The sequence below is a fragment of the Bacillus sp. FSL R7-0646 genome, from assembly GCF_037969865.1.
Classification (GTDB): Bacteria; Bacillota; Bacilli; order Bacillales; family Bacillaceae; genus Bacillus; species Bacillus licheniformis.
In genome coordinates, this window is sequence record NZ_CP150217.1 from 1509141 (window position 1) to 1533399 (window position 24259).

The following is a 24259-nucleotide window of genomic DNA, read 5'->3' on the forward strand; positions in this document are numbered from 1 at the left end:
CAAAAGACAGCTTCCTTATTCTTTTTTATTCAGATTTTCCTGGCCGATCGGCAGGATAAGGATTTCAACGCGTCTGTTTTTTCTTCTTCCTTCTTCGGTGTCATTTGAAGCGATCGGTTTAAATTCCCCGTAGCCTTTCGCGCTGAAGATCTTGGCGTCAAGCTTTGGATTTTCGATTAAAAGCCCCATGAAATTGACAGCCCGCATCACGCTTAAATGCCAATTTGATTTAAATTGAGAATTTCGAATCGGCACATTGTCCGTATGCCCGCTGATTACGATATTGCGGGGCGGGTTCAATACGAGAAGGTCGGATACTTCCTTGGCCAGCGGAATGTCCTGCTGGCGGATCTCCGCTTTTCCGGAATCGAAAAAGATATTATCCTCGATGGAAAGGAGGAGGCCCTCGTCTGTCAGCTTCGTATTGACCTGTTTTTGAAGATTCTTCTCTTTAATAAACCGGTTGACCTGCTCCTGAATTTTTTTCAGCGACTGCTTGTCTTTTTCTTTTTGAGCTTCGGAGAGATCTTTTGCCTGGTCAGGGCTTTTTCCATCTTCGGTTGTGCTCGTTTTCGGCTCGGTGAAGCTGGAATAATCCATCATTCCTGTTCCGCCGGTAAATACGGCATTAAATGATTTTGACAGCATATCGAACTTCTTGGCGTCGATCGAGCTCATGGCAAACAGTACGATGAACAGGGCCAAAAGCAGTGTCAGCAAGTCTGCATATGGGATGAGCCAAGACTCATCCACGTGTTCTTCATGGTCTTTTTTGTGCTTCTTTTTTCTAGCCATTGCTGCTGTCCCCTTTGTCTCCATCTGGGATGACGATGCTGGAGCGTTCGCTTGGAGAAACGTACATCAAAAGCTTTTGTTCAATGACTTTTGGAGCCTGGCCTTCCAAGATCGAAAGGATGCCTTCAATCATAACTTCGCGGACTTTGACTTCCTGTTTGGATTTCCGCTTTAATTTATTGGCAAAAGGATGCCATAGTACATATCCGGTGAAGATCCCGAGAAGGGTGGCGACAAAGGCGGCGCTGATCGCATGTCCAAGCGCTTCTGTGTCGCTCATATCCGCAAGTGCGGCGATCAGTCCGACAACAGCGCCCAAAACGCCGAGTGTCGGCGCATATGTGCCTGCCTGGGTAAAAATACCCGCTCCGACTTGATGCCTTTCTTCCATTGCTTCAACTTCTTCAGTTAAAACGTCCCTGATAAAATCGGCACTTTGACCGTCAACCGCCATGCTCATGCCGTTTTTCAAAAATTCATCATCGATCTCATTCAAATTTGCTTCCAAAGCGAGAAGTCCTTCGCGTCTTGCGATTTGCGCCCACTCGGAAAACATCGGGATCAGTTCGTTGATTTCGATCATCTTCTTCTCTTTGAACAAGATGCCGAAGAGTTTGGGAACCTTTTTGAGCTCGCGGATTGGAAAAGCGATCACAACTGCTGCGATTGTCCCGACAAGGATGATCAGCCATGCCGCGGGATTGACGAGAACGGAAGGGCTGACACCTTTCATGACCATGCCGACACCTACTCCGATGATAGCTAAGATGATTCCAATTAACGATGTTTTGTCCATTTTTTCACCAATTCCTTTAACTAACTTTTCTATCGTTAATATCGGTGTTGCGTGATAGGAACTTTAGGCTGTTTCTTAAATTGTTGCAAAATCATGGTGAAAAGGGACTTTAGGGTTATTTAATGTTAAAAAATAGAACTTTTGTGATTCTTATGTTGTATGTAAAACGACCTCCGCGATCGGAGGCCGTTGTGTGTGTTATCTGGTTGTTTTCACCCGGATTTCATCGTTTTCAACGATAACCGCAAAACCTTTGATGTGTTCTTCTTCAAGCAGCAGATCGGTCATTTGATCTTCGACCGCTGTTTGAATGGTTCTTCTTAATGGGCGGGCGCCAAAGGCCGGATGGTATCCGATTTCAGCGATTTTTTCTTTTGCCTCATCTGAAACTTCGAGCGTCATGTTTTGCTCTTTTAACGTTTCTTCAAGCTCTTTCAGCAAGAGGGCGGCGATCTTGACCAGATCTTCTTTTTCGAGCGGCTGGAATTCGATGATGCTGTCAAATCTGTTCAGGAATTCCGGCTTAAAGTAGCCGCTTAATGAATCGATCATTGATTGTTCGCCCATTACTTGCTCTTCCCGGTTAAAACCGACGGTTGTCCGCTTTTCAGATACACCGGCATTGCTTGTCATAATAATGACGGTATCTTTAAAGCTGACCGTCCGCCCTTGGCTGTCTGTCAGACGTCCGTCTTCCATGATTTGCAGGAACATGTGCTGGACATCGGGATGGGCTTTTTCGATTTCATCGAGCAAAACGATGCTGTACGGGTTCCTCCGGACTTTTTCGGTAAGCTGTCCGGCTTCTTCGTGGCCGACATATCCAGGAGGTGAACCGATCAGCTTTGATACGGCGTGTTTTTCCATGTATTCGCTCATATCGAGGCGGATGATGGCATCCTTCGTGCCGAACAGTTCTTCCGCAAGCCTTTTAGAAAGTTCTGTTTTACCGACACCTGTCGGGCCGACGAACAGGAATGAACCGACAGGCCTGTTTTTTGATTTCAGGCCGGCGCGGCTTCTTCTGACGGCTTTTGCCACTTTTTTCACCGCTTCTTTTTGACCGATCACGCGGCTTGAAAGGTTTGCTTCAAGCTCTTTCATTTTCTTCTGATCGTCGTGCTGAAGCTTGCCGACCGGAATGCCGGTTTTTTGTTCGATGATCGCTTGAATGTCTTCCGCTTCAACTGTTGCCCGTTTTTCTTCCTCATGGCTTTCCATTTTTTTATGCAGCGCTTCTTCTTCGTCGCGGAGTTTTGCTGCAAGCTCGTAGTTTTCTTCTTGAAGCGCTTTGGCTTTTTCCGCTTCGATTTCTTGCAGGCGTTGGGAAGCTTGTTCACCGCTGACCGTGTCGATTTTCAAGTTCGCTTTTGAACCGGCTTCATCCAAAAGGTCGATCGCCTTATCGGGAAGATGGCGGTCCTGAATATAGCGGCTTGACAGAATAACGCAGGCTTTGATCGCTTCATCCGAGTAAGTCACATCGTGATATGCTTCGTATTTTTCCTTGAGACCGTTTAAAATCGCTGCGGCCTGCTCAATTGTCGGTTCGTGCACCATGATCGGCTGGAAGCGCCGCTCTAACGCCGCATCTTTTTCAATTTGGCGATATTCCTTCAACGTCGTAGCGCCGATAACTTGCAGCTCGCCTCTGGCAAGTGCAGGTTTTAAAATGTTGCCCGCATCCATGGAGCCTTCTGCAGAGCCGGCCCCGACAAGAAGGTGAATTTCGTCAATAAACAAGATTGCGTTTTTGCGTTCTTTCAGCTCTTTCATCAGCTGTTTCATTCTTTCTTCAAATTGCCCTCTGATGCCGGTGTTTGCCACGAGGGAAGCGACATCAAGCAGGTAGAGCTCTTTGTTTTTCAATTTATTTGGAACATCGCCTTCGGCGATTTTGAGAGCAAGTCCTTCAGCGACGGCTGTTTTACCGACGCCCGGTTCACCGATTAAGACCGGATTGTTTTTATTTCTGCGGTTTAAGATCTCGATCACACGGGCTACTTCATCATCGCGGCCGATCACCGGATCGATCAAGCCGGTCTTTGCTGCATTTGTTAAATTGACGGCAAGTTCATCGAGCAAGCCTTTTTTGGCAGCGGTTTGCGTCTGCGCTTGTGATGGCTGGCTGAAGAAAGAACCTCCGCCGCCAAAAAAGTGATTTCCTGAAAACATAGAAGGCTGAGTCAGCTCTTTATAGCAGTCTTCACATAAATCCATTTGTTTTTTTGTAAAGTTGATTTGCATGTTTAGGCGAATCGTCGCCTCATTTTTTTGACAATGTTGACAACGCATTTGCCAAAACCCCCTTTATTGAATTTGACCTTTTTTGACCAATTGACTTAGAAAAAATGGTCTGCAGTTTGACCATTTCTGACTATTAGTATACATTGACCTTCTTTGACTTTCAAGTTCTATGCTTTTTCCTTTTTGTTCCTGGATGACCTGGATGAGAAGTTGTCCTTCTTTTTGAAGGACATGGATCATATGGTGTAGAAAGGGAATTCGCTTACGGAGGAGTCGTATGAGTCAATCACAAGGATCAGCCTTTCAGCTGGCATTTGTTTATGTAGGAACGGTTGTCGGAGCCGGATTTGCAACTGGAAGAGAAATCGTCGAGTTTTTTTTAAGATTCGGCTGGCCGGGATTGGCCGGAATTTTGATCAGCGGACTGATGTTTACGTTTCTCGGTGCAAAAATGATGCTGATTGCGGTCAGAATCAATGCCAAGTCTTATCAGGAGCTGAATAAATATTTATTCGGCCATACGCTTGGGAAATTTGTCAATGTCTTCATGCTCGTGGTTTTGCTCGGCGTGACGTCCGTCATGCTGTCCGGAGCGGGGGCGATATTTGAAGAACAGCTCGGCTTTTCAAACCAAGCGGGGATGATTGCGACGATTGCCTTGAGTCTGTTTGTCATGATGAAGGGCGTTAAAGGGATATTCGGCGTCAATGTCATTGTCGTTCCGCTGCTGCTTCTGTTCACAGTTGTCGTCCTGTTTGACTCGTTTATTTTCAGAGGGCCGGAGATACACAATTTGGCGGCATTTTCGGCAAACCCCGATTGGATTTTATCCGCTGTCTCGTACGGCGCTTTTAATTTGTCGCTCGCACAGGCTGTTCTCGTGCCGATCGCTTCTGAACTGAAATCCGAACGCCTGATTATAAAAGGAGCATTAATCGGAGGGGTTCTGCTTACCCTTGTGTTGGTCGCAAGCTTTCTGTCTCTTTCAACATTGCCTGATGCCCTTTTATATGAAGTCCCGATGGCACAGGTCGTATTCATAGTCCAGCATTCTGTCCATATCATCTATCTGTTTATCATTTTCGGGGAAGTCTTCACATCAGTCATCGGCAATTTATACGGTCTTGAAAAGCAGATTAATGAATATATTCATATAAAAAGCCTGTATGTGTTTATCTTCATCCTGCTGACAATCTACTTGACGGGACAAATCGGCTACGGAAAGCTGATATCGACCATTTATCCTTTGTTCGGCCAGCTGAGCCTCGTCTTTATTTTCTTTCTGATCGTCAAAAGGGTGCCTGAGCGATGACTGGCAGGCATTGCACTTGGCGAAACGTGCGATTTGTGATAAGATGGCGAAGGAAAATTGAAATAAAATCCGCTTGAAACTGCGGGAGAGGTTCTAGCAAAACCCTCTATAAAAAACTAAGGAAAGCTGTATCCTTGGGGTATGGCCTTTTTTATTGTTTTTTTGCTAGAGCACCTTTCTCACAGAGAAAGGTGTTTTTTCGTTTAGATATCATTGAATCTCTTCTTTTATGAAATGGTGACGAAAAGCGGAGAAGGAGGAACTATGAAACAGGAAAAAGCGATCGTCGTATTCAGCGGCGGTCAGGACAGTACGACTTGCCTATTGTGGGCGCTTCGGCAATTTCAGGAGGTGGAGGCGGTCACGTTTCAATATAATCAGCGGCACAAGCAGGAAATCGAAGTCGCGAAAAAGATCGCTGCAAAGCTTGGCGTCAAGCATCACCTTCTTGATATGGAACTGTTAAATCAGCTCGCGCCGAATGCTTTGACAAGGGATGATATCGAGATTGAGGCGAAAGAAGGCGAGCTTCCGTCCACTTTTGTTCCGGGACGCAACCTCGTGTTTTTATCGTTCGCTTCGATCCTGGCCTACCAGGTCGGCGCGCGGCACATCATTACAGGCGTATGCGAGACAGACTTCAGCGGGTATCCGGATTGCCGTGATGAGTTCGTCAAATCCTGCAATGTCACTGTCAACTTGGCGATGGAGCGCCCGTTTGTCATCCATACGCCGCTTATGTGGCTGAACAAGGCGGAAACGTGGGAGCTCGCCGATGAGCTTGATGCGCTTGATTTCGTGAAAAACGAGACGCTGACGTGCTACAACGGAATCATTGCCGACGGCTGCGGCGAATGCCCGGCCTGCAAGCTTCGCGCAAACGGCTACAATGAATATATGAAAATGAAAAAGGAGCGAGCTTAACAGTGCTTACACAAATTTATCCGCAACCAAGCCATCCTTACTCTTTTGAATTAAATAAAGATATGCAAATGTCAGCTGCACATTTTATTCCGAGAGAGGATGCAGGCGCATGCAGCAGAGTCCATGGGCATACGTATACAATCAATATTACGATTGCCGGGGATGAGTTGAATGCATCAGGTTTCCTTGTCAACTTCAGCACCATTAAAAAATTGATCCACGGAGAATACGATCATACGCTTTTAAATGATCATCAGGAATTTTCAGGTGAAAGCGCGGATCGGATCCCTTCGACAGAAGTCGTGGCCAAAACGATTTACGATAAAGTAGAGGCTTATTTGAAAGATCTCAACAACCGTCCGCATTGCGTCCAGGTGTTTGTCAGGGAAACGCCGACAAGCTATGTCGTGTACCGTCCGAAACCGGGTGTTCAGCATGGCTAAGCCGATTCCCGTACTTGAAATTTTCGGTCCGACGGTTCAGGGAGAGGGGATGGTCATCGGCCAAAAGACGATGTTTGTCAGAACAGCCGGCTGTGACTATTCGTGCAGCTGGTGCGATTCAGCTTTTACCTGGGACGGTTCGGCGAAAAAAGACATCAAATGGATGACCGCGGAAGAAGTGTACGAATCTCTTAAAGACATCGGCGGAAACGCATTCTCGCACGTTACGATTTCAGGAGGCAACCCGGCGCTTTTAAAACAGCTGGACGGACTGATTTCCCTTTTAAAAGAAAACGGTATACGGACAGCGCTTGAGACGCAAGGAACGTTTTATCAAGACTGGTTTACCGGAATCGATGATTTAACAATTTCGCCAAAGCCGCCGAGCTCCAATATGAAAACCGATTTTAACAGGCTTGATCATATTGTTGACAGGCTGAAGGAACACGGCCGGGCGGCTGCGGCAAGTTTGAAGGTCGTCATTTTCACGGCGGACGACCTTCAATTTGCAAAACAAGTTCACCAGCGTTATCCCGATATCCCGTTTTTTCTTCAGGTCGGAAATGATGACGTTCATACAGAAGACCAAGAGCGGCTCGTCGAACGGCTGCTCCAAAAATATGAACAGCTGGTAGAAGCGGTCACGCGCGACCCTGAATTGAACCGCGTCCGCGTTCTCCCGCAGCTCCACACCCTGATCTGGGGAAACAAACGGGGTGTTTGATTTAAGAAAGGAAGATGAATGATGACGACAAGAAAAGATTCAGAACTGGAAGGCGTAACCCTTCTTGGAAATCAAGGCACCAATTATTTGTTTGACTATTCTCCGGAAGTGCTTGAGTCTTTCCCGAATAAACACGAAAACAGGGACTATTTCGTGAAATTCAACTGCCCTGAATTCACATCGCTGTGCCCGAAAACCGGACAGCCCGATTTTGCCACGATCTACATCAGCTACATCCCTGATAAAAAAATGGTAGAAAGCAAGTCTTTGAAACTGTATCTCTTCAGTTTCCGAAACCACGGCGATTTTCACGAAGACTGCATGAACATCATCATGAACGATTTAATTGAGCTGATGGACCCGCGCTATATCGAAGTCTGGGGCAAATTCACGCCGAGGGGCGGAATCTCGATCGATCCGTACACCAACTACGGCAAGCCCGGCACAAAGTATGAAAAAATGGCCGAGTATCGGATGATGAACCATGATCTGTATCCGGAGACGATTGATAATCGGTGATGATGCGGGCAGATGAAGCGAAGGTTTGTGATCGATGTGTGACCGAAGTGTGACCCGTGAAAATACGGTATTTTGTATAGAAATAATGGTCGAGGGGATAGAAATGTTTGTGACCTAGACGTGCAATTACGCACGTCTATTTTTTTTTCATGTAGAACGTTCCTACGGTATTTATCTCGCGCATACGCGGTATTTAAAAGGCGTATATGATTCCGGAACACTCGAAGAAATCGGCCTATAGTTGCGGTACGTCAAACGTTCATTGCAACGAAACGAAAGCATATTCGGAATCTGGCCGGCTATTATAACGGCGTGCTTGATCGGATATTAGATCGCCTATATGAAACGCGTTTTAATTCGTTAATCGAAGGGTGAAAGGGATAACTTCGCCATTCGCCTCGTTAACGTCTTCGTTCGCTAGTTCGTCGCCAACTTCGCGATCTCTTTCGTTCGGGTTTCGTTAATTTTCGCCAGTTATTCGTCTTGTTTCGTTCGTTTATTCGTGAAAAATACTGCTTTATTCTCGTTTTAAAAGAGTTATTTTTCGGTTTTCACTTGAAGTGACTAAATAATTCAGTTATTCTGACAATGAGGAGGGGATGAGATGTATATGCGGGGGAGACGAAGACCGGCGATTAAACATAGTGAGAAAAATACATACGAAAGTAAGACTCTGTCTGATGTGTGTAAACAAATTTGTAACGTAAAAATGTCTGAAGGACTTACGAAAGAAACAATTGATCGCTATCGCCGGGTTTGTGAGAGTGTGGAAGAATTCGCGGAAATTAAAGGACTGTCCACCAATGTTGAATCTATAGATGTCGAGTTTGCGAGGCAGTACATGACCTATATACTGCACGAGAAGAAAACGTTTAAGGGACACCGTTATAAACCGGAAAGTGTGAAAACTCCAGGGTGTTCTCCGAAATATGCAAATGACCACCTGAAAACTATGAGAGCAGTTTTTACTTTCTGTATAAAGGAAAATATGATTTCGGAAAATCCATTTCAAAAAATAAATAAAGTCAAGCAGCCGGAACCTATAATTCAAATATTATCTGTAGAGGAGATGAAGCAGCTTTTAAAAACACCGAATAAGCGAAAGTTCTCTGAGTTTAGAGATTACGTGGTTATGATGTGTTTAATTAACTCTATGTGTAGAATCGGAGAAATCGTCACTTTAGAGATCGAAAATATAAATTTTGAGTTGAGCTACATTATTCTTGAAGCTCAAAAAACAAAAACGAGAAAAGGCCGTATGATTCCATTAGATAAAAATACAATGCAGCTGCTTAAAAAGTTATTGTTAAGAAATACGCGATTTAAGCCTAGCAAGTATGTCTTCATTACGGAGGAAGGGACAAGATTAACGACCGACAATTTTAGAAAACGGCTTGCGGATTACGCTCATCAGGCAGGAATAAATAAAAGAGTCCATCCGCATTTATTTAGACACACCGCGGCGAGCATGTTTTTGCAGGCAGGAGGGGATCTTAGGCACCTCCAGACGATCATCGGCCATAAAGATTTACGTATGGTATTACGATATACTCATCTGTCATTAGAATCCCTCGCAAGGCAACAGAGTGAATATTCGCTAATAAACCAAGTGGTAGATGGGTTAAATAAGCCAAGGAAGACAAAAAGAAAATACGGAAGGTAGGAAATATCGTGACTCAAAAGAAAAAAATTTTCTCGGTAGAAGAAAGTCTTCCTGATCTCTCTGGAATGTTTAATAATATCTCGGCATCGCCAAACCCAAAGCAAATTACAATTGAAAAAGCACTTACAATTATTCTCCGACAGATGGAAGTAAGCGGGAATAGGGAGCGGACAATTAGCGATTACCATCTTCATGTATCACATTTTAAGGAATCAGAAGAATTAACATATCTACATGAAATTACATATAAGTCGATTCATTCATGGCTTGGAAACATGGATGTCAGTGCACAAACAAGGCTCACGCGTTTGAAATGTCTCAAAGCATTTTTATCGCGTTGTTTCGATAATGGATGGTTCGAATCGAAGTTTTGGAAGAACGTAAAGGTGAAGGTCGACAATAAAGTTAAAGAGGGGGCGACGGATCAGGAAATCAAAATCTTACTTTCGTTATTAGATTTAACCGACTTTGTACAGCTACGTGATGCGACAGCATTACTTCTTATGTATAAAACAGGTATGCGTGTAGGGACGCTCGCAAACTTAAAAGAAGAACATGTCGATTTTAATGGAGAATTACTTCGGTTAAGTGGTGAAATCGTTAAAAATCGAGAACCTTTACTACTGCCCTTTGATGAGACTCTCGCTCAACTTCTCTCTGTACTGGTGAATAAAAACGCCGAAATCCGCCGAGCATATAAGAAGGACAATAAATTTGTTTTTTAACAAAGTACGGCAATCAAATAGCAACAGGGCCGTCGAATAACAATATTCAAAAACGGTTGAACAGGTATGCGCGCGAGTACGGATTAAAGAATATAAATCCGCACGCATTAAGAAGGGGCTTTGCGAAATCCTTGCTTGAAAAAGGCGCAAATTTAACTGACATTTCAAGAGCGCTGGGACATAGTGATCTTTCGGTAACGACTAAATATTTATATTTAGATAAGAATGAAGTGGCCGAGAATTTGCGGAGGTTTTTGTGAAGAAAGGTCGGCAGCGAACCGGAACGATATACGTTTAATCCTAACGTGTTTTATCGTCAGTCAAAGGCGCCGGATAAGACGCTACTTGCGATGTTTAACGTTAATAAGCCGTAGATGAACGAAAAAAAAGCGCCTTAGACTGGCGCCTCTATCTCGTCTTAAATCCGTTCACAAAGCTCTCTCCGTCTTTCTCCGTGTTAATAAGCTGCTGGGCGCTTTGGCTGATTCGTTGAGCAAGCGCCTCTTGCGCTTTTCCTTCGAAGCTGTAGAGAAGCGATGAATAAACGCTGTTCATTTCTTTTTGTATATCGCCTATTTTAAACTTCGGTCTTAGTGTCGTTTTAATGCCTTCAAGCTTAGTTGCGGCCGTTACTCTCATGCCCGTTTTCAGCATTTGAAGCTGGTTGCGCCGTATGAAGAGGGTATCTTCTTGATCTCCGTTTAAGTTGTTGAGTGAAGCCAGTTTGTTGAAATTTTCCATTGTTTCATCTCCTAAAGTTTAAGCCAATTTGCCAGCATTTTATCTTTCGATTTAAAATCTTTTGCAATCTGCGCCAGGTACCCGCTGATGTCTTCTAAATCTGAAATCGTATTTTTTAATGAGGCGATGTACGCTTTTTCGGCATGAACATCGTAAAATAGCGGATTGCCTTTTTTGTCAAACGACTGCGCCAGGTTTTTCAGCGTATTGTTTACATCCTCGAGTGTCAGCTTGTCGTATAAACCGTGGCCGACCTGACGGTAGGTATCGTGCTTCAGGTCGTTGATCTCGGCGTCGTGTTCCTGATAAGCGTTTTCGGCTTCCCGTTTCATCGTCCGCAAGTCATCGATGATCGCATTTACTTTTTGCGCGAGCTGCTTGGCAACTTCGGGTGTTACTTTAATTGCGCCACTTCCGGAGGCAACTTCCGGTGGGAGCATCGCTTTTAAATTTTTGTCATAAACGAGTTCATCGCCCTCTATATTTTGAACGTTGCCGTTTTCGTCGAAGGTAAAGTTGCCTTTGTTGAGGCCGTGTGTATCCGGCATTCCCATTGCTGTGGTAGCAATGTAGTCTACAGCGACATTAAACACTGTGCCAAATATACCGCCGCTATACTTCGGATCTAGTCGTATTTGTCGTTCCACACGCGAAGTAGAGGGGTCTTTGGTATATATTGTTCTGCCTGCGTGTCGTTCGTACTCATTCCACCAGCCGGAACCAGTCATATCATCCGGATTGACAATCGCTTTTACAGACGAGTCATATTTGCCGCTTCGGATCTCCTTTTGCTTTTCTTCAGAATGCAATTTAACGACGGAAGGATTGTTGAATGCGACTGCGTATATATCATTGTTCACAGCGCTGTATTCAGCCTCTGCGCCGCCAAGAGAGTGTCCGGTGGTTGAAATAACCGTCGAGGTGCCTTTATACTTTTGTTTAACTTCCCGTACCAGATCATCAGCTTGCCCGATTTGGGACGTTTTCGTAATTAATTTGTATTTACCGGTGCTAAGCATCGCGTCTTGTGAGGGGGTTGCGTTGTATTTTCCTATTGTTTTTGATGTATCCTTCGCATCTTTTTCGATTATGTATTGCGATTTCTTTTTCGGATCAAGACCCATAACAACGTTACCGCCGTCTGCATCAATAACATCTTGAAAAAACTGTTCTTTAGGATTTGTTCCAGCGAAGGCCACGACGACGTTTTCTGGTGCGTTAGGTTTAACCCATTTACCGTCCTTTTTCTTTGCTTGAACAAAAACATACGCATCAAGTCCAGTGTCAGAGTCCCTTTTAATTTTATCAACAAAAAAAGCCTTATTTGATTTATGAACTGACCCGTTAAAATGAGACTTAGAAAAAACACCTATGCTGCCTGTCCCCTGTATTCCAGTGGGGACAGGTAGTTTAATTTTGCCTGAATTCGTACATGATTATATCGATACATGTATTGATTTACAATTTGTACTACTTTAGAATTGGATATAGATGCTCTACTTTGAGCGTTAAATCCTTCCGACTTTAGCGAGGAGTGAAAGGATTCAATGACGGCATTATCATGGCAGTTTCCTTTTCGAGACATGCTTGTGGTAATGCCTTTTTCTTTGGCCAAATTCTGATATGCATGTGAAGTATAGACAGATCCCTGGTCGCTATGAAGAAGTAACCCTACTGGTTTACGTAATTCTACAGCTTCCCTCAATATGTCTAATACTAGGTTAATATCTTGGCTCGTACCTATTTTGTAAGCCACTATTTCGTTGTTATATAAGTCCATAATCGTTGATAAATATAACATAGTCGAGCCATAAGGTAAGTAGGTAATGTCGGTTACCCATTTTTCATTTAATCGGCTTGCTTTAAAATTACGATTGAGAGTGTTCGGCACAATAATATTACTCTCACCACAAATGTACTTTTGTCGCTTCTTCTTAACTTGACACTGAATCTCAAACTTTTGCATAATTTTTTGTACAGTTTTGCGGTTTACATTTATCCCATACTTTCTGTTTAAGATGGATTTAATTTTACGATGACCATAGTGATAGAAGTTTTTCTTACACAGCTTGATTACTAGCTCTTCTAATGAAGTTAGCTCAACTTTTTTATACTTCTTTTTCCAACGGTAATATGTTGACTTAGGTATGCCTAATACTCCAAGAATATCAATTATTTTAAAAGTGGCTGAGAGTTCTTCTACAACTTGGACAATGACTCGTGGCTCCAACTCCTTTCGATCTCCTGGTACTTTTTTATAATTGCCAATTGAGCCTCTAGCTGTTTATTCTTTAGTTTTAATTCTTCTAGCTCACTCATTTCCTCCGATTCTTTACCGTAGGAATATTGTTTTCCAACTTGTTGCGAAAATCGATAGGTTTGGCCTGTTTTGTACCATCGCATCCATGTTTTAATTTGAGTCTTATTTTTTATCCCCAGTTGTTCCATTATTTCTTTGTTTGTCATTCCAGCTTGTTTCATTTTAATTACTTCCCATTTTACTTCTTCTGCGTAATGTACTCTTGTGCCCATAGAAAAACACCCTCCTAAGAATCATATTGTATTAATACGATTCAGGGGGTGTTTTTTCCTTGTCTCATTTATTTGGGTCTCTCCATTTACTCTCTATAGGTGTTCTTTCCTTGAATGCTTCTTTCATTTTATCGGTACTATATGTGTTTTGGCTAAGAAAATAATACTCTTTATCTGTTAATTTAGGAATATCGCTCTTTTTATTCAGGTACATAACCCCGCAAACTATGTAAAATGTAACGTGGAAAGGATGGTTTTATGAAAAAATACATAATTATCCTTCTTGCTCTGGTCATTATAACATCTGGAGGAATATTTATGAAGCAACAAAATAATAACAGAGAAAAAGAAGAGCTTTATAATTTAGCTAAGGAAAGAATGACAGACTTTATTAAAACGAATTATAAGGACATTAAGTCAATTGATTATTATGATGACTACGAAGTGAATCCAATGGGCGGAATTGATATTAAAGGGTATCTAAATGATGATAAGAAAAAGAAAATATGGGGTATTTACGATAAGGCAAATGACGAAGTTGGGTCCTTCACAGTCGATGCTGAAAGAAAGCCCGAATATAAAGATAAAATTTGCGATTATTAATAAAAGGCCCGACTCGATTGAGCGGGCTTTTTTCTATTTTCATCTCTCGTTTGTTTAACTAATCGGTTTTTATTACCCCTTTTAGGCCTCCTCAACATAAAATAGTTCTTCAGTAGGCACGTTTAATCCTCTAAAATGGATAAATTGCAGTTTTGGGCATTTTTAAGATGGGAAGATAACTTGCATGCGGAAATAGGATAAGCTGTAAAACAACGAAATTTTTGATTTATAATAATTTGTTACATACTTATAGTGTGATGTGTAATAAACGAAAGGTGAATCCATTTTCAGGCTATATGGCTTAAGCTTTAATATGCATAGTTGGTTATCGGGAAATTGCCTTCAAAACCGTCCAAGTTCATAATAATAAAAAGATATTCGTATTGAGCAGGCGTGCATCGTTGCACGCCTATTCCTTTTAAGGGCATTTTTTTCACCTAGAACGAAAGAACTTAATGATGCGAATTTTATTAGTTCTATTGTCCTGTTTTATATATTGAGTACCAAAAATGCACTCCATATGTTTTATAATGAAGCGGGCCTAACAATCAGCAAACATGGAGCGGAATGCAATAAAATCGTATAAGGGCATGCAGTATGAACTGGAGGATACATTTTTGAAATATAAAAAAGCAGCAGCACTTGGAATTGGTTTACTTTTATTTATAGGCGGATGTCAGAAGAGCGGGGAAGCTGAAATCAGCGTCCAAGATTACACAGGACAGGATTTTCATATTCATAGTAGAGGTTATCAGAAGGAAACCGCTGAGATCGCAGAAGCGCATCGAGATGAAGTTGAAAAAACGGTAAAAGATTATTTTTTGGATCAATATAGAACGAAGGTAAAAGTCCATAACATTGTCGGAGGGCATGGGTTTGTTACTGTGTATGCCGAATCAGTCGGAAACTTGCATTTCTACACAAGCGCAAAAATTGAAATTGATTTGGACAAGAAAGAGGTGCAGGCTGACGCGATCAGCTCATCGGAGTGGGACGTAAAAGACTCGATTACAAGCGCGATATATGCGTTGGCTTTTGAAGACGAATTTGCCGCTCTAGATTACTATTTAGAGAAGCTGGCAGAAGAAGAGCCGGTTGTAGGTAAAACGCAGGCAGCCGTTGATAACACAAGCGGTATGGGATATCAGACGCCTTATTATGCTGTTTCTTTAAATGCTGATTGGAAGGATGACCTTTATTCAGCCTATTTAGAAAACCCAAAAAGAAGCAAAAAAGACTGGCAAGAGAAATTGGAAGATGAAGAAATCACCCCAAAATCATGTGATATCAATATACGGTTATATATGAATAAACCAAATACAAGACCGGACGAGCGCATTTATAATCAAGTTGTCCAGGATATCGAGGACATGGAAGAGCTGGCCCCGGGGACTTACACCATTTACTTGAGTGACAATAGAATCAACAAAAACCTAGGATATAATTCAAGAAAAAGCACGCTTGGCCGATAAGGTCTTCCTAACCGATAAAGAGATTGGAAACCGATCAATTTTCTGTATGGATATGAGCGGGAAAGAAAAAGTGGAGATTTCATCATCTATTTTGAAAAATAATGTCCTGGGGAACCGTTCGGGTGTTTCATTTCGCACAGTCGCCGTTTTTTCAGCTGTCCAATCAAAAATCGATTAAGGCGCTGTGCGATGCTTCAAAAGACATCCTGAACATATCAAACTTCTTCGGGATGATGCAGGGGACAGAGGAAAAAACCGCCGGACCAAGGTGGCAGGCGGTTTTCCTTTTGTAGAAAAACTTGTGGAAATAAAGCTTCGTGGAAATCGTGAATTTTTTGCTGTGAAGGGCGGCTGATTAATGCAGGGAGTCTTTAATAATTTTATAGTTTTTATGATTGACGACGGTTAAGGAGTCCAGTTCCAAGTCTCTGTAGTTTTCCATAATCGTGACATCGACGATCACAGAGTTTTCGTTTACTTTTTCTACGATTCCGGTGAGTCCGTTTTTAAATTCGATGACGTTCCCGACTTTTGCAATTTTCAAGTGACTTCCTCTCCTTTAAAGTAAATTAACCTATTGAAAGTATTTTGCAATATTTTCTTGGAGAAGTAAAGCGATTTGGGAAGCGGCATCACTATTGTTGTACCCGGTGTGACTTAATGATATAGTTAATTAGTTAAAGATGATGAGAGAAAAGGGGAGAGAAAAGTTGACAGAGCAAAATGCCATCGATCAGATCGAGCAATTAAGGTCAGGGAGCATTCATGAGCTCCGTGTGAAAAAAGAGGATTTTCTTTCTTTCAGAGCCATCTTAACAAAGCAGGAAGATTTTAAGCATTTTCGCGGCATTGCCCAGCATGGCGGAGATATTATATTTCAATATATGAAAGAGGCAAGAAGCTGAAAAAAGCTTTCTCAGACAGGCTGAGAAAGCTTTTTTTATTTGTGTGAAGCCATATGTTTCTGGAGATTTTGGTGTTTTTTGCATGAAATCCGCCGGCTGTCTGCAATAATGTGACAGCCGAACGGTTTGATGGAAGTCATGCCAACATTTTGGCAATGAAATCGGCGAATCGTCTTGTTACTGTAAAACATATGTTTTTTTCGATGAAGATTTGACAAGGAGGAAGGAAATGAAATCGAAATTTGCTGCTCTAGCTGCGTTTTTAATCTGCATGCTGCCGGCGGCAAGAATCGAGCATGCTCAAGCTGTCATGTTGTTCTCGAAAAAAGATAAACAGGAAATGGAACGGCTGATGGAAAGCCTTAAACAAGAAGAAAATCCTGCTTTTTCCCAATTGACAGATGAGAAAAGCTTCATTGAAGCCGCGCATCTGTCAGCTGAAGAGGAGGAGGAAATAGAAGAAGCTGAAGAAGAGACGACTGATCTTACACATAAAGAAAAAGATCTTTTATCAAGGCTTGTACACGCCGAAGCGAAAGGCGAGTCATTTGAAGGAAAAGTGGCTGTCGCCAATGTCGTCCTGAATCGGGTGAAAGACAGCCGATTTCCTGACAGCGTAAAAAGCGTGATCTATCAAAGAAACGCTTTTGAGCCCGTTCTAAACGGCAGCATCGAGAAAAAAGCAGACCGCGAATCAGTGGAAGCTGTGGAAGAAGCGGTAGATCAAAATAAAAAAGAAACAGAAGCTTTATTTTTCTATAATCCCGACATCGCTTCTGATGACTGGATTAAAACGAGAAAAGTCGTGAAGCGCATCGGCAATCATGTCTTTGCGATCTAGAAAGCAGTCAGGGCCATTCGCCTTGGCTGCTTTTTTTGTGCGATTCTTTCTTACGCATTATCATCTTTCACAGCCCAAGAAAAAATTTATTTTTGATACTTTATGAAAATCAATTTTCAATTAAAAAGAAAATAATTTTTAGACTTGTCTCATATGATGGGATAAACCCGTGAGACAAGGAGAGACCTCATGAACCGTTTTGTAAAAGGAATCGTTCTTCTTTCGCTAGCTGCTTTTTTTGCAGAATGTCTTGAATTCGTCATCAACATGATTCTTGCACGGGAGCTTGGCGAGCATGGCATGGGGCTCTACATGAGTGTTTTGCCTTCCATTTTTTTGGTCGTGGTGATTGCGAGCCTTGAGCTGCCCGTATCAATATCGAAGTTTATCGCCGAGTCCAACCCGAAGCTGCACGAAAGCATGCTGAAACATGCATTGCGGATGACTGCGGTCTGCACGGTTTTCTCCACGGCAGCCGCAGTGATCATTCTTCCATTTATTCCGGTTTTTGATTCTTACCACCCTCTAATCAGAGGACTTGTGATCGGGATGATTCCTACGGTTGCATTCACATCGATCGCGAGAGGCTACTTCATGGGCGTTCAGCAAATGGGTAAAATCGCAACGGCGAATGCCTTGAAAAAAATCTTTCAGCTCATCGGCTTGTTTTTATTTTTTCAATGGTATTCCTTTGAATTGGATACTTCTCTTCTCATTTCATTGTTTGTCCTCGTTGCAAGTGAAGTGGTCGTGTTTGTTTATTTGTTTTCGCAGTTTGTTTTGGTCAGGCGTGCCGCTCAAAAAGGGCAGCAGATCCACTTGCGGAGAAACGATGTTTTAAAACGCCTGCTCACTGTTTCGATCCCGACGACGGGGCTGCGCGTGTTTCATGCTGTGACAAATGCCGTCGAACCTTTTTTGGTGAAGGGGACGCTGCTTGCCGCTGGCGTATCAAGAACATCGGCCATCGACCAGTTCGGCATGCTTTCGGGAGTTGCGATGACAATCGGCTTTTTTCCGGCTTTTATCGCCCATTCACTGATGGTCGTCATGATCCCGAGCATTTCTGAAAGCTACGCTTACGGGCAATACGAAAGAGTGATCAAACGGATTAAACAGGCGATCTTTATTACGCTGTTTTACGGCATACCGTCCGTCATGGTGATGTATCACTTTGCAGAGCCGCTGACCCATTTATTTTTCGATTCGGTCAAGGCGTCGTTTTACCTTAAAATGTTGTGGCCGTATTTTTTATTCCACTTTTTTGCGATGCCTTTTCAGGCCTGTTTAATCGGAATGGGGTTGGCCAAAGATGCTTTTTATCATAACGTTTGGGCCAGTGTCTTATCGTTTTTGATGATGTATGTTCTCGGGTCCATGCAGACTTTGCAGATGACGGGGATCATTCTTGCGATGAATACCGGTATGATTTTGCTGACGGCGCTGCATTATGTGACGATTTGCAAGGAGCTGGGCGTCACGCTTTTTTTGACAAACAAATCCCGATCTCCGAGAATTGAAAGCCGCTGATGGATCCTCTTCATAGTTTTAGCTTTTGCGGGGAAGCTAATATTAAAAAAGAAGGGGAGTTCCCATGCGAAGAATCAGTCTCATTTACCCGCTCATCCTGCTGTTTTTTACCGGGTTATTCGTATTTCAGCCGCAGGCATCTGCAAAACAAGCTTCGCCGGCAGTCATGCAGATGAACACGGTCGAAGGTCAGCGCGTCGTCATTCCCGCCGAAGGCCAGAAGACGATCGTTCATTTTTGGACGACCTGGTGCCCGCCATGCCGTGAAGAGCTTCCGCGATTCCAATCCTACTATGAAAGCAAGCAATCCGGCGTCAAGCTCGTGACCGTTAATTTACTGAATGCCGAAAAGAACGAACAGAAGGTAAAACAGTTTATTAAAGCAAACAAGCTGACATTTCCGATCGTTTTTGACAAAAAGGGTGAGATGATGAAAGCATATAAAGTCATGACAATTCCTACGACTTTTTTCTTTAATGAAAAAGGAGAGCTGGAGAAAACGTTTGTCGGCCCCATTACTGTAGAACAGATGAAGGAATGGGCAGGGAAAAGCTGAGCCGGGAGTTCAGCTTTTTTTAAAATGTAAATGATAATTAATATCATAAAGAAATTATAATAATTATTATTTGAAAACGTAGGATGTCGTGCTATAATGAGAAATAGAAAAGGGTGTGTCCAATGGACAAGTAGCAGTCATACCCTTTATATAAATAAAATACTTAATGTTTATGCTGCCGATGAGGCGGCAATTTGTTTTTTAAGAAGGAAATTGACGATGAATTACATTCTCAATTAGGGAGGATATTGGAGATGCAATTAGAGATCGGGAAGCAATCGCAGCAAAACCGTCACACGTTGCAATTTGAAAATTGGAGGCAGCACGGGGAATTGATAGCTGCGCTTTTGTCGGGTTTGTTGATTCTTGCAGGCTGGCTGTTGTCCGGCAATGAAACATTGTCCGTTGTTCTGTTTATTTTAGCTTTTTGTATCGGCGGCTTTGCTAAAGCGAAAGAAGGTATACAAGAAACGCTGTCGGAAAAAACGCTGAATGTTGAACTCTTGATGATTTTTGCGGCGGTCGGGTCTGCGCTGATCGGCTACTGGGCTGAAGGGGCCGTGTTAATTTTTATCTTTTCTCTCAGCGGAGCGCTTGAAACGTATACATTAAATAAAAGCAAACGCGATTTGACTTCACTGATGAAATTGGAGCCGGAGGAAGCCGTTTTGCTTGAAAAAGAAGGAACAAGAACCGTGGCGGCAGCCGATCTTCAGGCGGGCGACCTCATTCTTGTGAAGCCTGGAGAACGCATTGCGGCAGACGGAGAAATCGAAACCGGAAAAACGAGTATCGACGAATCGGCTCTAACGGGCGAATCCATCCCAGCCGAAAAAACACTCGGAGACGCGGTTTTTGCGGGTACGGTCAATTTGAGCGGATCGCTCACGGTCCGTGTCACAAAGGCAAATGAAGATTCGTTGTTCAAAAAGATCATTCGGCTCGTTGAGTCTGCGCAAAACAGCGTTTCACCGTCGCAGGCGTTCATTGAGCGATTTGAAAATATTTACGTTAAAGGGGTTTTGCTTGCTGTCGGACTGCTGCTCTTTCTGCCGCATTTTTTGCTTGGCTGGAGCTGGAGCGAGACATTTTACAGAGCGATGGTGTTCATGGTCGTCGCTTCGCCGTGCGCCCTTGTCGCTTCAATCATGCCTGCCGCGCTGTCGCTGATATCAAATGGCGCAAGAAACGGCCTGCTTGTCAAAGGCAGCGTCTTTCTTGAAAAGCTTGGCAACAGCAAAATCGTTGCATTGGATAAAACGGGAACGATTACGAACGGAAAGCCCGGCGTGGAGGATATGCTTTTAGCTGCAGATATCGAGGAGCGCGAATGCTTGGAGGCTGCTGCTGCGATTGAGAAGCAGTCAGGCCATCCGCTTGCCAAAGCGATTGTCGAGTATGCAGAAGCAAAAGGCATCAAGCCGGCCGCGAATGTGTCGATTGAGGAGACGTCAGGGTTTGGCGTTCAGGCTCGATACAATGGAGAGACATGGCTGATCGGCAAAGCCGGATTTGTCGGGGAAGAGGCAGCCGGGCAATTTCTCACGGCGGCTGTTCAGGAGCTTGCCAAGCAGGGAAAAACAATTGTGTTCATGAAAAAAGGCGAAAAAATCGCGGGGTGTTTTGCATTAAAAGACCAAATCAGACCGGAAGCAAAAGCGGTGGTCGAAGAGCTGAACGCGCTTGGCGTTCAGACGGCGATGCTGACAGGGGACCAGCCTGAAACCGCAGCGGCCATCGCACGAGAAGCGGGCTTGAAAATCGTCGTTTCAGAATGCCTTCCTGACAGAAAAGTAGAGGAAGCGAAAAAGCTGAAAAAAACATACGGAACAATCGTTATGGTGGGAGACGGAATCAATGATGCACCGGCCCTAGCCGCCGCTGATGTGGGGATCGCAATGGGGGGAGGAACAGATGTCGCACTGGAAACGGCTGACGTCGTTTTAATGAAAAACGAATTGACAGGACTGACCAAAATGATTCGGCTCTCCCGGAAAATGAATACGATCATTAAACAAAACGTCATTTTCTCGCTTGCTGTGATCTGTCTTTTAATCTGCAGCAACTTTCTTCAAATTCTTGATCTGCCGCTCGGTGTCATCGGGCATGAAGGCAGCACGCTGCTTGTGATTTTAAACGGTCTCAGACTGCTGAAATCCTAAGCAAAGAAACGGCTGCATGCTAACGGCAGCCGTTTTTCACATCAGAGGGCAGTTTGAGGAAGAGGCGGCAATAATAGAAGCGGGCGGCACCCCCACAATACATAAGCGGTGAGCAAGAGACGGGAAAAACTGATACAATGGATGTGATGCTTTTACATTTTACATGTATGGTACGGAAACTGTCTCAAGGAGTGAACAGAGCATGGAAAGAATTGAACAAATCTCTTCCTGGCTGAAAGAAAAAAACATATCTTCGGCTTTTATTCATTCAAAAGAAAACGTATTTTATCTTACCGGCTTTTATACAGAACCGCATGAACGGCTGATGGGCGTTTTTATTTTTCAAGATGAAGAGCCGTTTTTTGTTTGTCCGCAAATGGAGGCCGGTCAGGCGAGAGCAGCCGGCTGGGCGTATGAGATCATCGGATACGGGGATCATCAAAACCCTTGGGAACTCATATCCTCAGCGCTTCAAAAGCGAAACGGCCAATGTTTAAAAGTGGCGGTTGAAAAAGAAACGCTTGCTCTTTCGCGCGCCGAAATGCTGCAGGCGGTCACAAACGGTGCGGAGCTTGTCTCTGCAGAAGAAAGGCTGAACCAAATCCGCGTCATCAAAGACGAAAAAGAAATCAGCATCCTCCGCGAAGCGGCCAAGCTTGCCGATTACGGGGTCGAAGCAGGAGCCGCCGCATTAAAAGAGGGGATAGCGGAAATCGATGTCGTCGCTAAAATCGAGTATGAGCTGAAGAAAAAAGGAGTCCAGGGGATGTCGTTTTCCACAATGGTCCTTTTTGGAGAAAAATCGGGACAGCCGCACGGAAACCCCGGCAGCCGGACGCTCAAGCCGGGCGATTTCGTCCTCTTTGATTTAGGTGTAATCATTGACGGATACTGCTCTGATATTACAAGGACGCTCGTGTATCAAAATGTGAGCGAAAAACAAAAAGAAATATATAATACGGTGCTTCAAGCCGAAACGGAGGCGCTTAAGATGAGCAAACCCGGTGTGAGAATCGGCGATCTTGATTTAAAAGCGCGCGGCATCATCGAAAAAGCGGGCTACGGCGATTACTTTCCGCACCGCCTCGGGCACGGGCTCGGGATTTCGCCTCATGAATACCCGTCCATGAGCCATAATAATGACGAACTTTTGAAACAAGGCATGGTATACACGATTGAACCCGGCATCTATGTGCCGGAAATCGGAGGCGTTCGCATCGAGGATGATGTACTTGTTACAGCCGATGGAGCAGAAGCGCTGACAAAGTATCCAAAAGAGCTGACTGTCATTTCATAAAAAAATGGAACCCGCCGTGCGCGGGTTCTATTTTATTACGGAAGTGAATCTTTTCATCTCACCGTCAATCCTTTGAAATGAAGAAATCGTCAAAGGAACGGAATGGTTTGATTTCGTGTTTTTCTTTGAGGGGTTTCATCGCTGCTTTTGAAGACAGCACGATAACGATACATAATAGGATCAGAATGAAGATGCCCATTTTCCTTCTCCTTTCTGGAATGTAAACGTGTTCAGCACCGGTGCTGTCTTCATTCTAAATTATGAAACGCTTTCCATATCAAGCCCTAAATCAATAAAAGAAACTTCTGATGCCAAAGGGTTCTGGAATATTTTGGACCATCGCTTGAGTTTATTGGGGCTGCATGCTGCCAAAAAAGTCCTGTGATGATCGTTTGATGAATGAATCTATGACGCCTTTTTGCTTTTGTTTTGGTGATTTAGTTTGATCAAAAGATAATCGGATTGCATCATTATTCTCATGTGAAAAATTTGTATACTTAGCTCAGAAGAAAGGGGGGATTACACGGGAAAAACACTGATAAATTACTGTTTTAGACAAAATCTTTTCATCTCGCATCCAGATATTTCAGTCTCCGCAACGATTGCGGAATCACCCCTAAAACAAATAAGCATTAAGGATTTTTCTAATGATTTGAAGCCATCCATTACCTCTGAAAGGAAGCTAGAAAGAGTGAAAAAATTAGGGTTTGTACTGTTTATGTCGATGTTTGCTTTTGTCAGTGTAGTACCGGCAGCTGAGGCGAAAGTCATTGATCATGACAAAGTGCAAGGCTTCAGCGAAGTGACCCCTGTGACGGTTTCCCAAAAAGCGGCCAAACGTTTTCAGCCTTATTTGAAGGTTGCGAGCGGCTGCGTGCCTTTTCCGGCAGTTGACGCACAAGGCAACACAAGCGGAGGTCTGGAGCCTACCGGAGCGCCCGAAGGCCACTGCAGCAAAAGCGTGGGACAAGTGTACTCACGATCCGCATGGTATAATGGAGTTTGGGCGATTATGTATGCATGGTATTTTCCTAAAGATTCACCTCTGCCTTTAAAAGCATTCGGCCATCGACATGATTGGGAAGGTATCGTCGTATGGATCGACAATCCGGCAAATCAAAATCCAAAAGTGCTTTCCATCGCTTATTCTCAACACGGTAAATTTCAAAAAACAGCGCCAAACAACAATATTATGGAAGGCGATCATCCGAAGATCCGCTATGATGCTCCTCAACCGCCGATCAACCACAGCCTATATGTGGACAGTGCAAAGGGCGGCACCCAGCCTCTCATCGGGTGGGAAGATTTGACGCCTGCCGCAAGAAACGCATTGAACACAACGGATTTCGGAAGCGCAAACGTTCCTTTCAATGATCACAATTTCACGAATAACCTAGGAAAAGCATGGTTTAGATAAAAAATATTTCGAGTATCCGGCTGATTGTGAAATATTTTCATATCAGCCGATTTTT

At 43.6% G+C, this 24259-nt stretch carries 26 protein-coding genes, 1 pseudogene and 1 riboswitch; of the genes and pseudogenes, 19 read left to right on the forward strand and 8 right to left on the reverse strand.

From position 1 onward, the window contains the following. Positions 1-15 precede the first annotated feature (15 nt). The 3 genes from motB to clpE all read right to left on the reverse strand — a co-directional run bounded on the left by motB (position 16) and on the right by clpE (position 3886). A complete protein-coding gene (gene motB, locus MKY62_RS07740; RefSeq protein WP_003181091.1) occupies positions 16-795 on the reverse strand; it encodes a flagellar motor protein MotB in 780 nt (259 codons plus the stop codon). Then, positions 788-1591 (reverse strand): flagellar motor stator protein MotA, encoded by an 804-nt coding sequence (gene motA / locus MKY62_RS07745; protein ID WP_003181093.1) that lies wholly within the window; start codon positions 1589-1591, stop codon positions 788-790. Before motA ends, motB begins: the two co-directional genes overlap by 8 nt. Positions 1592-1789: 198 nt before the next feature. Then, positions 1790-3886 (reverse strand): ATP-dependent protease ATP-binding subunit ClpE, encoded by a 2097-nt coding sequence (gene clpE, locus MKY62_RS07750; RefSeq protein ID WP_016885804.1) that lies wholly within the window; start codon positions 3884-3886, stop codon positions 1790-1792. Positions 3887-4115: 229 nt separating this feature from the next. Here clpE and MKY62_RS07755 point away from each other — a divergent pair, with 229 nt between their 5' ends. From MKY62_RS07755 to MKY62_RS07795, 9 genes and pseudogenes are all read left to right on the forward strand, one after another. Next, positions 4116-5150, forward strand: a complete 1035-nt coding sequence (locus tag MKY62_RS07755) for a hypothetical protein (RefSeq protein ID WP_003181096.1) — start codon at positions 4116-4118, stop codon at positions 5148-5150. Positions 5151-5231: 81 nt separating this feature from the next. Further along, positions 5232-5276, forward strand: a riboswitch (PreQ1 riboswitch). 138 nt (positions 5277-5414) lie between these two features. Next, a complete protein-coding gene (gene queC / locus MKY62_RS07760) occupies positions 5415-6074 on the forward strand; it encodes a 7-cyano-7-deazaguanine synthase QueC (protein ID WP_003181098.1) in 660 nt (219 codons plus the stop codon). Positions 6075-6076: 2 nt separating this feature from the next. Beyond that, a complete protein-coding gene (queD, locus tag MKY62_RS07765) occupies positions 6077-6517 on the forward strand; it encodes a 6-carboxytetrahydropterin synthase QueD (protein ID WP_003181100.1) in 441 nt (146 codons plus the stop codon). Beyond that, complete coding sequence (queE, locus tag MKY62_RS07770) at positions 6510-7241, forward strand: 7-carboxy-7-deazaguanine synthase QueE (protein WP_003181103.1); 732 nt, start codon at positions 6510-6512, stop codon at positions 7239-7241. Before queD ends, queE begins: the two co-directional genes overlap by 8 nt. Positions 7242-7262: 21 nt before the next feature. Next, positions 7263-7760 (forward strand): preQ(1) synthase, encoded by a 498-nt coding sequence (queF, locus tag MKY62_RS07775; RefSeq protein ID WP_009328607.1) that lies wholly within the window; start codon positions 7263-7265, stop codon positions 7758-7760. Positions 7761-7923: 163 nt separating this feature from the next. Further along, positions 7924-8135, forward strand: a pseudogene (locus MKY62_RS07780) (helix-turn-helix domain-containing protein); the annotation flags it as partial. Between the two features lie 229 nt (positions 8136-8364). After that, on the forward strand, positions 8365-9423 hold the full coding sequence (locus tag MKY62_RS07785) for a tyrosine-type recombinase/integrase (protein WP_003181108.1): 1059 nt from the start codon (positions 8365-8367) through the stop codon (positions 9421-9423). Between the two features lie 8 nt (positions 9424-9431). After that, on the forward strand, positions 9432-10148 hold the full coding sequence (locus MKY62_RS07790; protein ID WP_003181109.1) for a site-specific integrase: 717 nt from the start codon (positions 9432-9434) through the stop codon (positions 10146-10148). A gap of 56 nt (positions 10149-10204) precedes the next feature. Then, complete coding sequence (locus MKY62_RS07795) at positions 10205-10408, forward strand: tyrosine-type recombinase/integrase (RefSeq protein ID WP_021837412.1); 204 nt, start codon at positions 10205-10207, stop codon at positions 10406-10408. 148 nt (positions 10409-10556) lie between these two features. Here the strand turns inward: MKY62_RS07795 and MKY62_RS07800 are convergent, their stop codons facing one another. From MKY62_RS07800 to MKY62_RS07810, 3 genes are all read right to left on the reverse strand, one after another. After that, the gene (locus MKY62_RS07800; RefSeq protein WP_011197895.1) at positions 10557-10889 is read right to left on the reverse strand and encodes a hypothetical protein; all 333 of its coding nucleotides are present in this window, start codon (positions 10887-10889) and stop codon (positions 10557-10559) included. A gap of 11 nt (positions 10890-10900) precedes the next feature. After that, positions 10901-12262, reverse strand: coding sequence for a lipase (locus MKY62_RS07805; protein ID WP_339614137.1), 1362 nt, complete (start codon positions 12260-12262; stop codon positions 10901-10903). Then, positions 12259-13421 (reverse strand): IS3 family transposase gene (locus tag MKY62_RS07810; RefSeq protein WP_144620601.1). Its coding sequence is split into 2 segments (ribosomal slippage): positions 12259-13145 and positions 13145-13421, totalling 1164 coding nucleotides; the frame shifts between segments, so codons are not numbered across the junction. Before MKY62_RS07810 ends, MKY62_RS07805 begins: the two co-directional genes overlap by 4 nt. Before the next feature lie 258 nt (positions 13422-13679). On the opposite strand from MKY62_RS07810, the gene MKY62_RS07815 reads away from it, so the two are divergent. From MKY62_RS07815 to MKY62_RS07825, 3 genes are all read left to right on the forward strand, one after another. Next, positions 13680-14024 carry a DUF1433 domain-containing protein gene (locus tag MKY62_RS07815; RefSeq protein WP_003181219.1) on the forward strand — a complete coding sequence of 115 codons (345 nt, stop codon included), beginning with the start codon at positions 13680-13682 and terminating at the stop codon, positions 14022-14024. A 617-nt stretch (positions 14025-14641) separates the two neighbouring features. After that, on the forward strand, positions 14642-15496 hold the full coding sequence (locus MKY62_RS07820; RefSeq protein WP_016886584.1) for a DUF1672 family protein: 855 nt from the start codon (positions 14642-14644) through the stop codon (positions 15494-15496). 122 nt (positions 15497-15618) lie between these two features. Further along, positions 15619-15789, forward strand: coding sequence for a hypothetical protein (locus tag MKY62_RS07825; protein ID WP_003181224.1), 171 nt, complete (start codon positions 15619-15621; stop codon positions 15787-15789). Between the two features lie 62 nt (positions 15790-15851). On the opposite strand, the gene MKY62_RS07830 is transcribed toward MKY62_RS07825, so the two are convergent. Then, the gene (locus MKY62_RS07830; RefSeq protein WP_003181225.1) at positions 15852-16040 is read right to left on the reverse strand and encodes a DUF2187 family protein; all 189 of its coding nucleotides are present in this window, start codon (positions 16038-16040) and stop codon (positions 15852-15854) included. Between the two features lie 142 nt (positions 16041-16182). Between MKY62_RS07830 and MKY62_RS07835 the strand changes: the two genes are divergently transcribed. The 6 genes from MKY62_RS07835 (at position 16183) to MKY62_RS07860 (ending at position 22787) form a co-directional block, all read left to right on the forward strand. Next, entirely contained in the window at positions 16183-16401 is a 219-nt protein-coding gene (locus MKY62_RS07835) for a hypothetical protein (RefSeq protein WP_223307092.1), read from the forward strand. 229 nt (positions 16402-16630) lie between these two features. Then, positions 16631-17242 (forward strand): cell wall hydrolase, encoded by a 612-nt coding sequence (locus tag MKY62_RS07840; RefSeq protein ID WP_003181229.1) that lies wholly within the window; start codon positions 16631-16633, stop codon positions 17240-17242. 189 nt (positions 17243-17431) lie between these two features. Continuing rightward, the gene (locus tag MKY62_RS07845) at positions 17432-18772 is read left to right on the forward strand and encodes a polysaccharide biosynthesis protein (protein WP_003181231.1); all 1341 of its coding nucleotides are present in this window, start codon (positions 17432-17434) and stop codon (positions 18770-18772) included. 64 nt (positions 18773-18836) lie between these two features. Then, the gene (stoA, locus tag MKY62_RS07850; RefSeq protein WP_009328600.1) at positions 18837-19328 is read left to right on the forward strand and encodes an endospore biogenesis thiol-disulfide oxidoreductase StoA; all 492 of its coding nucleotides are present in this window, start codon (positions 18837-18839) and stop codon (positions 19326-19328) included. Between the two features lie 254 nt (positions 19329-19582). Beyond that, positions 19583-21490, forward strand: coding sequence for a heavy metal translocating P-type ATPase (locus tag MKY62_RS07855; protein ID WP_009328599.1), 1908 nt, complete (start codon positions 19583-19585; stop codon positions 21488-21490). A gap of 202 nt (positions 21491-21692) precedes the next feature. Beyond that, the gene (locus MKY62_RS07860; RefSeq protein ID WP_003181235.1) at positions 21693-22787 is read left to right on the forward strand and encodes a Xaa-Pro peptidase family protein; all 1095 of its coding nucleotides are present in this window, start codon (positions 21693-21695) and stop codon (positions 22785-22787) included. A gap of 64 nt (positions 22788-22851) precedes the next feature. On the opposite strand, the gene MKY62_RS07865 is transcribed toward MKY62_RS07860, so the two are convergent. After that, the gene (locus tag MKY62_RS07865; RefSeq protein WP_003181237.1) at positions 22852-22986 is read right to left on the reverse strand and encodes a hypothetical protein; all 135 of its coding nucleotides are present in this window, start codon (positions 22984-22986) and stop codon (positions 22852-22854) included. A 492-nt stretch (positions 22987-23478) separates the two neighbouring features. Here MKY62_RS07865 and MKY62_RS07870 point away from each other — a divergent pair, with 492 nt between their 5' ends. Next, positions 23479-24204 carry an NPP1 family protein gene (locus MKY62_RS07870; RefSeq protein ID WP_009328598.1) on the forward strand — a complete coding sequence of 242 codons (726 nt, stop codon included), beginning with the start codon at positions 23479-23481 and terminating at the stop codon, positions 24202-24204. The last annotated feature ends 55 nt before the right edge of the window (positions 24205-24259 follow it).